Below are 16,508 nucleotides of genomic sequence, written 5' to 3'. Positions count from 1 at the left end.
ATGTTTGGCTCTTTTGAAAGAATGGTGGCAAAGCGCTACTTGCGGGCACGCAAAGGGGAACGTTTTGTATCTGTGATTGCTATTTTCTCTTTAATTGGCATTGCCCTTGGGGTTGGTACTTTGATCGTTGTTATGGCGGTCATGAACGGATTTAAGGATGACCTTTTAGGGCGAATTTTGGGATTAAATGGGGATCTTAGTGTTTATGGACAAATGACTTATAGTGGCCCTAAACCTATTACTGATTACCAGCAATTATCACAGCGCATGGAAAAATATCCTGGGATCAAATCCGCCATTCCTTTCATAGAGGGGCAAGTTTTGCTAAGTGCTGGCAATTATAATTCAGGGGGCATGGTGCGAGGTATGTCCGCCGAAGGTTTGAAAAAATTGACTGTTGTTAGTAAGTCGTTAGATGCTGCTGCTTTTGATCGGTTTAAAGGGGATAATACCATCATCATCGGTCAAACCTTGGCAGAACGTGCAGGGTTAGGGATAGGATCAAAAATTACCTTGATTGCACCCAAAGGGGCAGCAACTGTTATGGGAAATATTCCACGTATTAAGTCTTATACGGTAGTCGGAGTTTTTGATTCCGGTATGCATGAATATAATTCCAGTTACGTTTTCCTACCTATTCCTGCAGCGCAGAAATTTTTTCAGATGAAAGATGGCGTAACGGGCATTCAAATATCGACAACAGATCCAGCTCATATTCAGGAAATAAGTCAGAAATTAGCGGCTAAATTCGACGATCAAGATTTAAGGTTTATGGATTGGACGCAAAGTAATAATGCCTTTTTTGGTGCGGTTCAGGTTGAACAAAATGTAATGTTTCTTATCTTGACTCTGATTATTTTAGTAGCTGCATTTAATGTCATTTCATCATTAATTATGATGGTTAAAGACAAGACCCGTGACATTGCAATTTTGCGCACGATGGGTGCATCACGTGGGGCTATTATGCGGATATTTCTGATGTGTGGTGCATCAGTTGGGGTAACAGGAACCTTTATAGGTACAATTATCGGGGTGTTATTTTGTAAAAATATTGAACATATACGCCAAGGATTGCAAAAACTAACAGGTACTAATTTATTTAATCCTGAGGTTTATTATCTGGAACATCTACCTGCAAAATTGGATTGGGCTGACGTCATTCAAGTAGTATTAATGGCATTAATTTTATCTTTATTAGCCACACTATACCCATCTTGGAAAGCAGCTCGCACTGATCCTGTTGAAGGGTTGCGCAATGAATAAAGATAAAAGTGTAATGATGGATGTTTCCCCTGTTTTGGAATTAAAGAACGTTCATGTTGCTTATAAAAGCGGTGATGAATCTTTAGAGGTTTTAAAGGGTGCTGACTTTACTTTAAACCAGGGGGAAATTGTTGCATTAATTGCCCCTTCTGGAACAGGAAAATCAACTTTATTACACGTGGCGGGGTTATTAGAACAGCCTAAACAAGGTGAAATAATTATTAATGGAAAAAACGCAGCACAATTAGGGGAAAAAGAACGCACATTAATGCGGTTGACTTATATTGGTTTTGTCTATCAATTTCATCATCTTTTACCCGAATTTTCTGCTTTAGAAAATGTTATGATGCCTCAGCTTATTGAAAATAAAACTCGTAAAGAGGCAGCATTACGAGCCAAATCATGGTTAGAAAAGTTTAATTTAGAACATCGCATTGATCATCAGCCAGGTAAACTATCAGGAGGTGAGAAACAACGGGTTGCAATCGCCCGGGCGTTGGCCAATTCTCCACACATATTATTGGCTGATGAACCGACGGGGAATCTGGATGAAAAAACAGCCGACCATGTTTTTGATTTATTGTTACAAGTGGTGCGTGAAGAGGGATTGTCTGCTCTGATTGTTACTCATAACAACGAGCTTGCGGCAAAAATGGATCGTGTCGTAACGCTGCATGAAGGAAAAATTGTTCCTTGTAATCTTTAATGGATAAAATATTCTATGGCCTTATCTCCGTTCATACATCTTCGCAATCACTCAGCTTACTCTCTTAGTCAAGGGGCATTGCGAATACCTAAAATGGTAGCATTAGCCAAAGAAATGCAAATGCCAGCCTTGGCCATTACTGATACAGGGAATTTGTTTGGGGCTTTAGAATTCTCTAAAACATGCGTTGATGCAGGAATACAGCCGATTATTGGCGCACAAATTGGTATACCTGCCATTGGCGAAAATACCGAATACACCCCCAGCTGGCCAATTGTTTTGTTGGCACAAAATGAAGCTGGGTTGTTGAATTTACAGTTTCTTTCTTCAGAAGGATTTTTGAAGAGTGACCCTGCAGATCCTGCGGTCAGTGTTGAAACATTGTGCCAGCATTCAGAAGGGTTGATCTTACTGACTGGGGGAACGCGAGGGCCAATTTTTAAGTTACTGGCAGATGGTCAGGAAAAGCACGCCACAGATTTATTAGAGCAATGGGCCAAGGCATTTCCCAATCGATTGGTTGTAGAATTAAATCGTCACAATTTACCTGACGAGCGATCCGTTGAACCGGGGGTAATTAGCTTGGCGGATCGTTTTGGTTTGCCATTGGTGGCAACGAACGAATGTTTTTTTCCAACCCCTGAATTGTACGAGGCCCACGATGCACTAATCTGTATTGCCCAAGGGTGTACCGTGGACATGCAGGATCGCTGGAAAGTGACACCCGAACATTGGTTTAAGCCGCCTCAAATGATGGCAGAGCTGTTTGCAGATGTTCCAGAAGCCATTTCAAATACGTTGGAAATTGCCAAGCGTTGTGCGGTTAAGGTTGAAACACGTAAACCAATGTTACCCCAAAGTCGAAAAATCAAGGATGGGATGACCGCAGATGAAACATTGCAACAAATGGCACAGGCAGGGTTGGAGGATCGTTTTAAAACCATTTCTGATTTAACAGAGGATCGTAAAAAAGAATACCAAGAACGGTTGGAATATGAAATTTCAGTCATTCAAAAAATGGGATTTCCGGGATATTTCCTTATCGTTGCTGATTTTATTCAATGGGCCAAAGAACATAATATTCCCGTGGGTCCTGGACGTGGGTCAGGCGCTGGTTCCTTGGTGGCGTGGGCTTTAACGATTACGGATTTGGACCCTCTGCGGTTTCAGCTGCTGTTTGAGCGTTTTTTAAATCCAGAGCGTGTATCCATGCCCGATTTTGATATTGATTTTTGTCAGGATCGACGTGATGAAGTTATAGAATACGTAAGGCATGCCTATGGATTGAATCAGGTTGCGCAAATTATTACCTTTGGTAAGCTACAGGCTCGTGCTGCGGTGCGTGATGTGGGGCGTGTTTTGGGATTACCTTTTGGAATGGTAAACAAGGTTGCTGAATTAATCCCCAATAATCCAGCCAGTCCCGTAACATTAGGGCAAGCGATTGCCACCGAACCCCGTTTGCAAGAAATGCGAGATAGTGATGAAAACATCAAGCGTCTATTGGAAGTGGCTTTGCAATTAGAGGGGTTGTATCGTCATGCGGGAACCCATGCCGCGGGGGTTGTTATCGGTGACAGGCCATTAGTTGAGTTGGTCCCTCTGTACCGAGATCCGCGCAGCGATATGTTGGTCACCCAATATAACATGAAATTTGTTGAACAAGTTGGATTAGTTAAATTCGACTTTTTGGGATTAACGACCTTAACCATATTACAACGTGCTGTAAACATGTTGGAAAAGCTGGGGCAGCATATCGATTTATCTACTATTCCTTTGGATGATAAGCTGACTTATGAAATGTTAAGTCGTGGTGAATCTGGCGGGGTGTTCCAGTTCGAAGGTGCGGGGATGCGTGATGTTTTGCGTCAAATGCAGCCCAGTCGAATTGAGGATCTAATTGCTGCGGTGGCGTTATACCGTCCTGGTCCTATGGCGAATATTCCTGATTATTGTCGCAGAAAGCATGGTGAAAAATGGGAACCCCCGCACGAGATGATCCGAGATGTTCTGGAAGAAACCTATGGCATTATGGTTTATCAAGAACAGGTGATGCAAATCGCCCAGAAAATGGCCAAATACAGTTTGGGAAGTGCTGATTTACTACGTCGCGCGATGGGTAAAAAAATTCGATCAGAGATGGATACACAGCGCGAAATTTTTACAAAAGGTGCTGTTGAAAACGGTATTGAACAAAAAAAAGCTATCGAAATTTTTGATTTGATGGCTAAATTTGCTGATTATGGATTTAATAAATCTCATGCTGCTGCATATGCATTGGTTTCTTACCAAACAGCGTGGATGAAAGCAAATTATCCAGTAGCATTTTTTGCTGCGTGTATGTCATTGGCTATTGAAAAGACCGATAAATTGGCTGTACTGCGTCAAGAGGCAAAGCGGATTAATATAGAGGTGCTACCTCCAGATATTAATAAATCTGGGGCAGATTTTGAAATTGAACAACAAGCTGATGGCAGTTATGCTATTCGTTATGCTCTGGCTGCGATAAAGCGAGCAGGATACAATGCCATGGAAGCTTTGGTAACTTCACGTGGACGCCGACCCTTTAAGGATTTAGTGGATTTTGCTGAGCGGATTGATTGTCAGAATTTAAATAAAGGACAGCTGGAAAATTTGGCCAAGTCAGGGGCATTTGATTCCATCGAACCTAATCGTCACAAAGTTTTTGCAGCGGCCGAGGTTATTTTACGTAGAGCCCATGCCCGTAAGGATGAAAAATCTAGTGGGCAGATTGGATTATTTCAGGTTGGGGGAGAAAAAACTGTAGAACCGTTAAAATTACCAGCCGTTTCTGAATGGCCTGAAATAGAACGATTAACGATGGAAGCCGAGGCCATTGGATACCACATGACCGCACATCCATTGGATTCATTTCGATCTTTGCTTAGCAAGATGGGAATACAGCCAGGCACAAACCTGGAACAATTAGCACGTTCAGGTGTTGGGCGTGTTAAAATTGCAGGTTGTATCTTAAATTGTAAAGAACGCCCCACGCGCAAAGGGACAAAAATGGCTTGGGTGGGATTATCTGATAAAACGGGTGCATGTGAAGTAACTTTTTTTTCAGAAAGTTTGGCTCGTTATCGGGATTTATTGGTTGCTGGACGAATGGTGATTATTACCGTTGATATGCGTATGGATGAAGAAAACTTACGGATTACCGCCCAACATGTTGAAGATCTAGAGGACGCAATTGCAGGACTGGTCAAAGAACTTAAAATTTGGGTAAAGGATTTAAAAGCAGTTGAGCAAATTTCAAACGTCTTGGAAAATACACAAAAGGGGCGAGGGCGGATCGTTTTAGTTCCTCAATGTGCTGATCAACAAGAAGTCGAGGTAATCTTACCCGATTTATATAATGTTTCTCCGATTTTGGCACAACATATTAAAGTCATTCACGGGGTCGAAAAGGTTGAGCAATATTAATTTTTAACAAGTCACAGCAATTGTTATTTGTACCGGTATTTAATAGCATGATTTTCAAATAAAAAGTTATTGAAAATAGAAAGGGTTAAGGAAATGTTTCCAAGTTTTCCTTAGTCCCTTATAATTATTCCAATGTTTTTAACCATTCTTGATGTGAAACTACATGCGAAAACAAGGGTAAATCATGGGTTAGGGCAGTACGATGGGCAGTCATATCTATTGTAGCACAACATGTATTCAGTGTTGTAACATCGTATCCTTTTTCGTATGCAGTTCTGACTGTAGATTCAACGCAGCAATTGGTTAAAAAGCCACAAATTACGGTATGTTTAATATTTAATTGACGTAAAATAAAATCCAAATTGGTGCTGTAAAAAGCATCTAACCCTCGTTTACCTTCAATAATAATATCATTAGGTTCTGGTTTGACATCATCAACGATTTCAGCCCCCCAGCTACCTTGGCGAAAAGCTTTATTATTAACAACATTTTGTAAGACACCATAAGTTGGTTTTCTGATTTCACGGTAATCTTCAGAAAACGTAATAGGTGAATAAATAATATGAACCCCTTTTTGACGGGCTTGTTGCAGGGCTTCTTTGGAATTGGCCAACATATTTGTTTGTTGCATACATGATTGTACCCCTTCGTGCAGGGCACCCCCCTTCGAAGTAAAATCATGTTGAAATTCGATTAAGATTAATGCTGTTTGGGAAGATATCATATTAAATTACTCTGTTTATAAGTTGAGATAAAGACGTTAACTTTAATGTTAAAAGTATATTATTGTATTAAAAGAATGAAGAAAAAATATTGTTCTTGTAGATCAAGTTGATAAGAGGCTTAATAAGGATAATTCCTAATTATTAAGAGAATTATAATAAGATTAAAGTGAAAAGATTGTTTTATGGATAATAATGATACGGTAAAAAGATTAACAGTTCCAGATATTATGGCGAAAAAAGGGAAAGATCCTGTTGTATCTTTGACAGCATATACAACACCAGTGGCACAATTAATGGATTCCTATGTCGATTTGGTTTTGGTTGGGGATTCCCTTGGGATGGTAATTTACGGATTACCGACCACTTTATCCGTTACAACTGAAATGATGATTGCTCATGGTCAGGCAGTTATGCGTGGTACAAAAAGAGCCTGTGTTATGGTAGATTTACCATTTGCCTCTTATCATGAAAGTCCACAGCAAGCGTTTCGTACGGCCGCCCGTATATTGCAAGAAACAGGGGCGGCGGCTGTTAAACTAGAGGGAGGTGAGGAAATGGCTGAAACAGTCGAATTTCTTACCAAGAGGGGGATACCCGTATGTGGTCACGTTGGTTTAATGCCTCAAGCTGTACAAATGATGGGTGGTTTTAAAGTTGCTGGTAAAAATGACATCCAAATACAAAAGGTTATTCAAGACAGCCATGCCATTGCCAATGCAGGGGCTTTTGCCATCGTTTTAGAAGGAATTATTGAACCTGTCGCACAAACAATTACACAGCAACTCTCTATTCCGACCATTGGCATAGGGGCATCCCCAACATGTGATGGTCAAGTTTTGGTTTGTGATGATATTTTTGGTGTTTTTCAGGGATTTAAGCCAAAATTTGTTAAACGTTATGCACAAGTTGGCCAAATAATGGAAGAAGCAGTTAAACAATATGCATCAGAGGTAAGATCTAGAAGCTTCCCAAGTATGGAATATTGTTTCCAACCTAAAAAATCCTAAGGCATAATAATTACGATTATTATCAGATATAAGTGTATGATTATAATCGTAATTCTTTTTTATAGAAATATTGCTTCTGAATTATTATTAAGAAAAGCTTTCGTTTGGTATTACCAGTAGATATGAAGCAATATAGCAGAGATATAGGTTATAGTTACGGATAATCTTTATTATGGCTTTTCATCTATTATAATTAAGTTTATATCATAATATCATATTGTACAAAGTAGAGAAAAGATCAAAAAATAGGATGCCAGTAGGATTAACCCAAACTGAATTAATCGCCGTATTAGTAGCAGTAATTGATTATCAGCCCTGTGTCATGACGATACGTCATGGCATGATGTTACCTTCTGGTCCGTTTGAGCTAAGCCATCCCAGTTTACAATCTGGTTTACGTGATTGGATTCATAAACAAACTCGCCATCCAGTTGGATTTTTGGAACAATTATACACATTTGCTGACCGTGATCGTATTCCTAACCGGCCCGATGTTCGAACGATTTCTATCAGTTATTTGGGATTGGTACGTCAACAACATTCGGCTGTGGATGATCTTGTTTGGCATAAATGGTATCAACATTTCCCGTGGGAGGACTGGCGAAATGGGAAACCAGACTCTTTTGACGATATTATTCGTGCATTACAAGAATGGTCAGTTCAAGACCGTGTTCAACGTTCGAAACGTGAGCGTCGTATCGCTTTTTTGTTTGGGTTAGATGAAAATGGATGGGATGAAGATCTAATCTTGCAACGTTATGAACTGTTGTACGAAGCTGGTTTGTTACAAGAAACAGGAAATTCTTCAACATTGGGTTTAGCAATGTATGCAGACCATCGACGTATTTTAGCCACAGCTATTGCGCGATTACGGGCTAAAATCAAGTACAAAGCCGTTGTTTTTGAATTAATGCCACAATGTTTTACCTTGTTACATTTACAAAAAAATGTTGAGGCAATCATTGGGCAACCTCTGCATAAACCTAATTTTCGCCGTATGATTGAACAACAAGGATTAATCGAAGAAACAGGGGAAAGCGAAAGTGAAACGGGGGGCAGGCCGGCAAAACTGTTTCGATATCGTCGTTCTATATTGGATGCAAGGGCATTATCAGGATCGAAATTACCGCTATCACGCAATTAAGTGAATTGACTTAATCTCAAATCGAGATTAAGCTGCATATTGAATATACTCAACATGAGTATAAATGGAGGCAAATATGCATGCTAATCAAGCTCAGTTGTTAACAGATAAAATTGAAAAGATCGTCCCTCGTTCTGAGCGGATGAGTTTGACACGAAAAATTCAACGCATTAATCAATTAAAACAAGAAAGAAATGCGGTAATTTTAGTCCACAATTATCAAATGCCTAAAATCTTTCATACAGTTTCTGATATTGTTGGTGACAGCCTTGCCCTGGCTAGAGAGGCTGAAAAAGTCGATGCAGACGTAATCGTGATGGCGGGCGTGCATTTTATGGCTGAAACTGCAAAATTATTAAATCCCAATAAAACAGTTCTTATTCCTGATACAGAGGCAGGATGTTCGCTGGCTGAATCTATTACTCCTCAAGATGTTTTAACATTGCGAAATAAATATCCTGGCGTGCCTGTCATTACTTATGTGAATACCTCAGCTGCGGTTAAGGCTGTGTCAGATATTTGCTGTACGTCAGGAAATGCTAAAAAAGTTGTAGAGGCCTTGGGTGTTCCGCGCGTTATTATGATTCCAGATGAATATTTGGCACAAAATATTGCACAGCAAACGAATGTAGAAATTTTAACATGGAAAGGGCATTGTCAAGTTCATGAGTTAATCGCCCCAGAGGATGTTGAACAAATGCGTCAAGATCATCCAAATGCCGCAATTCTTGCCCATCCAGAATGTCCACCCGAAGTAACGGCCGCTGCTGATTTTTCAGGATCAACAGCAGAAATGTCAGATTTTATGGATCAGAAAAGAGCACAAAATGTTATTTTATTAACTGAGTGTTCAATGAGTGACAACCTAGCAATCAATCATCCTGATATTAATTTTATTCGTTTGTGTAATTTATGTCCACATATGCAACGTATTACAATTGATAATATTCTAGATGCATTAGAAAACAACCGATATGAAGTCAACGTGGACCCGTCGATTGCTGAACCTGCGCGTTTGTCAATTAAACGGATGTTGGAAATATGATTACTTCCTTAAAAACCCAAATTGTTGTAGTTGGCAGCGGCCTAGCGGGGATGATTACGGCTCTGCAATGTGCCCCTAATTCTGTGATACTGATTACCCAAGGTAAACTGGGTCAACACACGTCCAGTGCTTTGGCACAAGGCGGGATTGCTGCAGCTTGTTGGGGTGATGATAGTTGTGATAATCACGAGCAAGATACAATGGCAGCTGGCGCGGGATTGTGTGATCCCAAAGTGGTGCATGATATTTTATCTATGGGTGGGGACGCGATAAGCTTATTGCAACAATATGGTGTTATTTTTGACCACGATGGGCAAGGTAATCCAACTTTAGGGTTAGAGGGTGCACATAGTCATCGTCGTATTTTTCACATAAACGGCGACGCTACAGGAAAAGGGATCATTCATGCGTTATGTGATGCTGTATTAAAAGCTTCTCACATTACGGTTATGTCTGATTCTTTGGTTACGCAGCTTATATTGGTTGACGGCGAAGTATCAGGGGTTTGCGTTCAGCATGGTGACCAACCGATTAAGATTTCAGCATCCCACGTTGTTTTAGCAACAGGAGGTATTGGGGGATTATATGGGGATAGTACAAATCCGTTAAGTAACTTTGGACAAGGAATTGCGTTGGCAGCAAATGCAGGAGCAACGCTGGCCGATTTAGAGTTTGTTCAATTTCATCCCACTGCTTTAGATACCCCCCGATTTCCAGAAGCATTGATTAGTGAAGCTGTGAGGGGGGAAGGCGCTATATTGCTTAATGAAAAGCAAGAGCGTTTTTTAAAAGATTATAAAGGGCAAGAATTAGCCCCCAGAGATGTGATTGCACGTGCAATCACCCGCGAAATCCAACGTGGTGGGCGTGTCTACCTAGACGCAACGAAAGCTTTAGGAGATCATTTTAAAGATCGTTTTCCTTCAATTGATGCTTTATGTAAAGAAGCAGGGATCAACCCAGCACAGGATTTAATCCCTGTAAAACCTGTTGAACATTTTCATATGGGGGGTGTGGCTACAAATAGCGATGGGCAAACTTCTGTAACAGGTTTATGGGCGGTGGGAGAGTGCGCTGCGACGGGATTACATGGTGCCAACCGATTGGCTAGTAATTCTTTGTTAGAGGCAACCGTGATGGGTATACGCGTTGCACGTTCTATATTGGCGCAGGGGGATAAAAACATTAAAGAGGATAGAGTGGTAAAGAATATCAGCCCCTTTGTTTTTGATTTATCACCAGTGCAAGGCGTTATGAATAACTTGTTAGGAATTATTCGTTATGAGGACGGATTAATTAAAGCCGTTCAAAAGTTATTAAGGATCATTCAATGTTCAAAAAATCACCATTATCCAGCCCAAGTTGCATTGATGATTTCGGTCAGTGCCTTTTTGCGCAAGGAATCAATTGGTTCTCATTTTCGGACAGATTATCCTGAAACCTTGCCCAAATCCCAGCGTTCCTTTGCAACTTATCAACAATGTTTATCGATTGCCCAGCAATTTATTTAATTTTTATGAAGAAAAGAGGTTTACCATGTCTCTTCCTCGTTTGTTAATTGAACCTATCATTCGTAACGCACTAACAGAAGATTTAGGATTAGCAGGGGACATTACCAGTCAAGCTGTTATTCCTGTTGAACATCAGTCAACTGTTGCTATGATATCCCGAGAAAGTGGTGTATTGGCCGGAATTGATGTCGCAGCTTTGTCTTTTGAACTGGTAGATAATTCTATTATATTTGAAAAGCACAAACAAGATGGGGATATCTTATTCCCAGGAACGGTAATTGCAACGGTTAAAGGGCCCTCACGTTCCTTATTAACGGGCGAGCGCACTGCATTAAATTTTATTAGCCATTTGTCAGGTATTGCCTCTGTTACCCATCAGATCGTAACGTCAATCAAAGAAACCAAAGCCCAAGTCGTATGCACTCGTAAAACAACCCCAGGGTTGAGAGTTATGGAAAAATATGCCGTTAAATGCGGTGGGGGTAGAAATCATCGTTTTGCACTTTATGATGGTATTTTAATTAAAGATAATCATATTGCAATTGCGGGCAGTGTAAGCAAAGCCTTGATGGATGCTAAAAGTTATGCTGGACATATGGTTAAAATCGAAATTGAAGTCGATACGTTGGAACAATTACAAGAGGCTTTGTCTGTAGGGGTTGATGTTGTGTTGTTGGACAATATGTCTCCTGATACATTGCGCAAGGCTGTTTCAATGGTTAATGGTCAAGCCATTACTGAAGCCTCTGGTAGGATTACCCCTCAAACTGCCCCAGCTATTGCAGCCAGTGGGGTTGATATGATTTCAGTGGGATGGATTACCCATAGTGCATCTATTTTAGATATTGGTTTAGATTTTATATAAAAAATTGAATTATGTATTCGCAAACTTCGTAACGCGTGTTTGCAAGTTTATTATATAACCTTGGATTATGTTTGATCAAGACATTGTTAGTGGGATCAGAAGAACAAAGCTGGTCGATAAATCATTGAATGAAATATTGATATAAAGCCATTCAATGCCTTACTCTTTGATCCCAAAAATATGAATCGTTTATGAAGGGCACTATATAAAAAAGTCGTTCTTATGATTATCAGCTGTCTTCATTACGTTCAAATATTGTATTAAATATTATTAATGAGACATTACAGTAAAAACTCTATTTCTTGAGTAAATTTCTGCAAAGATTCTTCAGACACCAGCATATCTCCTTCATAGGTCAAGTTTCTACCATAATAATAGATAAATTTAAAATCAATGACGTAACCTAAACCATTTTTATTTGTAGTAAAATCCAAAGCAATATCATCATCACGAGGACTCAAAAGCAACCACAATCTCCATTTTTTAATAAGCTTTTTAACTTATTATGAAACTCTTTTAACAAATCAAAACCAAGACTTATATTTCTGGACGTAAATACAATGTCAGCATTTCTGTAATAAAAATTACATTCGATATAATCACCATACCCCCACCATTTTTTGCTAGTTATAAATCGAAGAATATTAATCTGTATAAAGGCTGCGTTTCCTGCAATTTCAATTATTTCTATAATCGTTTTTTTATTCGTGAACCGTATAATACCTGGGGGGGCGTGTGAGATAAGAAATAGAATATGAACTGGAAGTTATCATTCACATACTCTATTCCTAAATAGGAGTTTTAGTAACAGTTAGTCTTTTTTGTTATATTTTGGTAAAGAAATGAGTCAATTCAGGACTGTAGATTATGAAATCTTTACTAGTTTTATGACATAATCATCAATTGGCATGACATTATTTTTAGTAATACGTTAAGAGTAGTTTAAGGAAATAGCGTGCTGATATTATGATTTTTTTGAACCTATAAAAGGTGAAGTTGCCAAGTGTTAATATTGTTGTGGCAAATCTAATGATGTATTAGGAATAATGCACATTCGTAATATGAAAAGACAATTTTAATGATACACCGTTATATGAATGATCAGTTAGCAACCCGTATTGTGTTTTTTATTACAGGGTTAATAACAGCAACTTGGGCTGTGATAGTACCTTTTGCAAAAGTGAATACTGGTATTGACGATGCTGTATTAGGGTTTTTATTATTATCATTGGGTATCGGGGCTATTATTGCGATGCCTTTGGCTGGACCATTGTCATCACGTTATGGATGTAGAAGACTGATTATCGCCTCATTTATTATTATGTTAATTTCCGCACCTTTTTTATCCTTTATTTCGCATGTTATTCTTTTGGCGGTGGTTTTGCTTATTTTCGGGGTGGGGGTAGGTATGACGGATTGTGCCATGAATATTCAGGCCATATTGGTTGAAAAGAAAGCTGGCAAGGCATTGATGTCAGGGTTTCATGGGATGTATAGTGTTGGTGGAATAGTTGGTGCTGGTTTAATGACTGGAATGCTTGCTTTGGGAATAAATGTTATTCCTTCCACTTTTATAATTTTAATGTTGATTACCTTTCTCTTTATCAGCAGTTTTTCACATTTATTGCCTTATGCCAATCCAGTAGAAGGTCCAGCATTTGCCATTCCAAAGGGAACAGTGCTGATATTAGGTATTATATGTTTTGTTGTTTTTTTGGTTGAAGGTACTGTTCTTGATTGGAGTGCTGTTTATTTGGTTGATGCCAAAAAGATTGATGACGCATTGGGGGGATTAGGATTTACTGTATTTGCAGTTGCAATGACCATTGGACGGTTAACGGGGGATTTTATCATTAATCGGTTCGGGGCTTTTCATGTTGTAATTTTGGGGACAATGATGGCTCTAGTAGGATTTTATTTTGTTATTACTGGACATGCGTTATCTGTGCTTTTGATTGGATATTTTTTAATTGGTGGTGGGTGTGCCAATATTGTCCCTGTAATGTTTAACCAAATAGGACGGCAGCAATCAATGCCTCAGATGGTTGCCGTACCTGCAGTCACAACGCTTGGTTATATTGGTGTTTTAGCTGGACCAGCAATCGTTGGATTTATTGCTCATCTCAGTTCATTGCCGTCTGCTTTTGTAATGATAGCTACATTATTGCTTGTAGTTCTATGTTTGACGTTCGTTTTACGTAAAAGAATAAATATGAGCTAGATTATTAGAGTTATTTATAAACAGCTAGTATTAAGTAATGTATAATAAATTAATATAGTAATTGATGGCTGTTAAGGTAAGTTGCCCCGAAAGAAACCAAATCTCTTCGAAAGTCGTTGTTTAGGGTTTGTTCACACTCTGATGCAACAGGTTTGGTTGCATCACTTATAATAAAAGTTTTCAATCCTGCTTTAATAGCATCTTTGGCAGAATAGGCAACGCAAACGTCCTCGGCAAGGCCCGTAAGAAAAATGCGTGTTATTCCCAGATTCTGCAGCCACCCCATAAGTCCTGTTGATGTTTTTTTGTCGTTTTCATAGAAGGCAGAATAGCTATCGATATTTTTGTGCATGCCCTTACGGATAATCAATTGAAAATATTGTTGATGCAAAGATGGGGCAAGGGCTGCCCCGTTTGTATTTTGAACAGCATGGGTGGGCCATAATCGTTGTTTGCCATAAGGTAAAATAATTTTATTGTTGCTGTGATTGGGATGATTACACTTAAAAGAGATATGATCTTGTGGATGCCAATCTTGTGTTGCAAAAGCTCGATGAAATTTTGAGGAAAGTAAATTGTTAATCACAGGAATAATTTGATCCCCATTTTCAACGCCCAAAAGCCCACCCGGTAAAAAGTCATTTTGCACATCAATGACAGCCAAAATATCGGTTTGTTGATTGATGTGCAATTTCGTCATAATTCTTCTATTCGTTTGTTAATGCGGTCGCAATACGACGGGCAAAAAGGGTTGGATCAAGGGGCATTTCACCATCTTGCACGCGGGCAAGATCTAGTAAAATAGCGGCTTCATCATCGATATTGGTGCCTGCTTTAACCTTAGAGATTAAAGACTTAATCCAAGGATGTTTTATATTAACCTCTAAGATAGGAGGAGTAGAGGGCATGCTTTTATCATTACGGCGCATTAAACGTTGCATTTGCAAGTCTGGGCCGTTTTCTGATGCAGCAAGGATCACTGGGCTATCAACCAAACGTTGGGTAGTACGTGCTTCGACGATTTTGTCTTTTAAAATTTCTTGTAAAGATTTTAAAAGATTTTCTTCCTCTTCACTATTGGTATGTTGAGTTTCCCCCATTAACTTTTCAAGGTCTTCCTTGGCTCGGGTTATGCTGCGCAAAGGTTTATCGTTGAATTTACCAACACGATCGGGCCAAAATGCATCTACTGCATCAGTGAATAATAATACCTCTATTCCTTGGGCTTTAAAACCTTCCAATTGAGGAGAAGATGTTAAGATTTCTTTTGAGTCCCCTGCTAGATAATAGATAGCTTTCTGATCTTCTTTCATACGGGATACGTAATCAGATAGGGTTGTGAACCCTTCTTGTGTAGAAGAATAGAATCTGGATAATTTTGCAATGGTTTCTGTATGTTCCCCATTTTCCCAAAGACCTTCTTTGAAAATTGCGCCAAATAGATTCCAGAATTTTTCGTATGTTTCCTTGTCTTCGGATAATTTTTGTAATTCAGAAATGACACGATTGGTTAATGCCTTGCGAATACGTGCCAACACGGGGGTGTTTTGCAACATTTCACGTGATACGTTTAAGGGCAGATCTTCGGTATCAACGATCCCTTGGATAAAGCGTAACCATGCAGGCAGCATTTCTGCTTCATCGGTGATAAACATACGGCGCACATGTAAGCGAACCTTGCTCTTTCTTTCTTGATCGACGGGTTCGAATGGGGAAATCATACCAGGCAGGAAGAGCAATGCTGTAAACTCAATAACTCCTTCTGCATGCCATAACAACGTTGCCAAAGGCTTATCAAATAAATGGGTTACGTGACGATAAAATTCTTCCATTTGTTCGTCAGTAATTTCACTGCGTGGTTTGCGCCAAATGGCTGTCCCTGTATTGGCGTTTGTTTCTTTGTCATCTTGTTTAATAACAATTGGCCATGCGATGTGATCTGCCCATTTGCGGATAATATTTTCTAGTCGCATACTTTCAAGATATTCATCAGCATCGCTTTTAATATGAAGAATAATATCTGTGCCAGCAGTGTCGCGTGTGGTTTGGATCATGCTATATTGACCCTTACCTTCTGATGTCCAAATCCATGCTTCGTCAGTTCCTGCACGGCGTGAAATGACCTCTACTTTGTCTGAAACCATAAATGCAGAATAAAATCCAACCCCAAATTGACCGATAAGGTTGGGACGATCTTCTGGTTTTGTATCTTTTAATTGTTTTTCAAAAGCACGGGTTCCAGAGCGTGCAATGGTTCCAAGGTTTTGGATCATTTCATCTTTGGTCATTCCCAGTCCATCATCACTGATGGTTAACAAGCGTGCTTCTTTGTCAATCGTAAGACGAATTTGAGGGGTTGCAGGGAGGGCACAAGCCTCGTTGGTTAGGGCTTCGAACCGTCTTCTGTCTGTAGCGTCAGCGGAATTTGCAATTAATTCGCGTAGAAATATTTCCCTTTCTGAATAAAGTGCATGTACCACCAAATCCATTAGGCGTTCAACTTCAGCACTAAATTGATGCTGTTCTTCTTGATGTGTCTCTGTGCTCATAAATTGGAAATCCTATTATTCTAGG

General features: G+C 39.5%; 13 protein-coding genes. 9 read left to right on the top strand and 4 right to left on the bottom strand.

Going from position 1 to position 16,508, the window contains the following annotated elements; genetic code table 11:
• Genes QJV27_RS03040 through dnaE form a run of 3 tightly spaced genes read left to right on the top strand, consistent with a single transcriptional unit; the run spans position 1 to position 5,416 of the window.
• Complete coding sequence (locus QJV27_RS03040; protein WP_281447512.1) at positions 1–1,263, top strand: lipoprotein-releasing ABC transporter permease subunit; 1,263 nt, start codon at positions 1–3, stop codon at positions 1,261–1,263.
• Entirely contained in the window at positions 1,256–1,969 is a 714-nt protein-coding gene (locus QJV27_RS03035; RefSeq protein ID WP_408869613.1) for an ABC transporter ATP-binding protein, read from the top strand. Before QJV27_RS03040 ends, QJV27_RS03035 begins: the two co-directional genes overlap by 8 nt.
• Before the next feature lie 15 nt (positions 1,970–1,984).
• Positions 1,985–5,416, top strand: coding sequence for a DNA polymerase III subunit alpha (gene dnaE / locus QJV27_RS03030; RefSeq protein WP_281447511.1), 3,432 nt, complete (start codon positions 1,985–1,987; stop codon positions 5,414–5,416).
• Positions 5,417–5,540: 124 nt separating this feature from the next.
• On the opposite strand, the gene QJV27_RS03025 is transcribed toward dnaE, so the two are convergent.
• On the bottom strand, positions 5,541–6,140 hold the full coding sequence (locus tag QJV27_RS03025) for a cysteine hydrolase (protein ID WP_281447510.1): 600 nt from the start codon (positions 6,138–6,140) through the stop codon (positions 5,541–5,543).
• Positions 6,141–6,323: 183 nt separating this feature from the next.
• Here QJV27_RS03025 and panB point away from each other — a divergent pair, with 183 nt between their 5' ends.
• From panB to nadC, 5 genes are all read left to right on the top strand, one after another.
• Complete coding sequence (gene panB, locus QJV27_RS03020) at positions 6,324–7,148, top strand: 3-methyl-2-oxobutanoate hydroxymethyltransferase (protein WP_281447509.1); 825 nt, start codon at positions 6,324–6,326, stop codon at positions 7,146–7,148.
• 250 nt (positions 7,149–7,398) lie between these two features.
• A complete protein-coding gene (locus QJV27_RS03015) occupies positions 7,399–8,292 on the top strand; it encodes an NUDIX hydrolase (protein WP_281447508.1) in 894 nt (297 codons plus the stop codon).
• 76 nt (positions 8,293–8,368) lie between these two features.
• Positions 8,369–9,337, top strand: coding sequence for a quinolinate synthase NadA (gene nadA / locus QJV27_RS03010; protein ID WP_281447507.1), 969 nt, complete (start codon positions 8,369–8,371; stop codon positions 9,335–9,337).
• Entirely contained in the window at positions 9,334–10,848 is a 1,515-nt protein-coding gene (locus tag QJV27_RS03005) for an L-aspartate oxidase (RefSeq protein ID WP_281447506.1), read from the top strand. Before nadA ends, QJV27_RS03005 begins: the two co-directional genes overlap by 4 nt.
• Positions 10,849–10,873: 25 nt before the next feature.
• Positions 10,874–11,713, top strand: coding sequence for a carboxylating nicotinate-nucleotide diphosphorylase (nadC, locus tag QJV27_RS03000; RefSeq protein WP_281447505.1), 840 nt, complete (start codon positions 10,874–10,876; stop codon positions 11,711–11,713).
• A 281-nt stretch (positions 11,714–11,994) separates the two neighbouring features.
• On the opposite strand, the gene QJV27_RS02995 is transcribed toward nadC, so the two are convergent.
• On the bottom strand, positions 11,995–12,180 hold the full coding sequence (locus tag QJV27_RS02995) for a hypothetical protein (protein ID WP_281447504.1): 186 nt from the start codon (positions 12,178–12,180) through the stop codon (positions 11,995–11,997).
• A gap of 611 nt (positions 12,181–12,791) precedes the next feature.
• On the opposite strand from QJV27_RS02995, the gene QJV27_RS02990 reads away from it, so the two are divergent.
• Complete coding sequence (locus QJV27_RS02990) at positions 12,792–13,934, top strand: MFS transporter (protein ID WP_281447503.1); 1,143 nt, start codon at positions 12,792–12,794, stop codon at positions 13,932–13,934.
• 49 nt (positions 13,935–13,983) lie between these two features.
• Here the strand turns inward: QJV27_RS02990 and pncA are convergent, their stop codons facing one another.
• The gene (gene pncA, locus QJV27_RS02985; RefSeq protein ID WP_281447502.1) at positions 13,984–14,634 is read right to left on the bottom strand and encodes a bifunctional nicotinamidase/pyrazinamidase; all 651 of its coding nucleotides are present in this window, start codon (positions 14,632–14,634) and stop codon (positions 13,984–13,986) included.
• 7 nt (positions 14,635–14,641) lie between these two features.
• Positions 14,642–16,483, bottom strand: coding sequence for a molecular chaperone HtpG (htpG, locus tag QJV27_RS02980; protein ID WP_281447501.1), 1,842 nt, complete (start codon positions 16,481–16,483; stop codon positions 14,642–14,644).
• Positions 16,484–16,508: the final 25 nt, after the last annotated feature.

The organism is Commensalibacter oyaizuii, from assembly GCF_029953265.1.
GTDB classification, from domain to species: Bacteria; Pseudomonadota; Alphaproteobacteria; order Acetobacterales; family Acetobacteraceae; genus Commensalibacter; species Commensalibacter oyaizuii.
The sequence above is the reverse complement of the archived record's forward strand: the minus strand, read 5'-3'. Positions and strand labels throughout refer to the sequence as shown.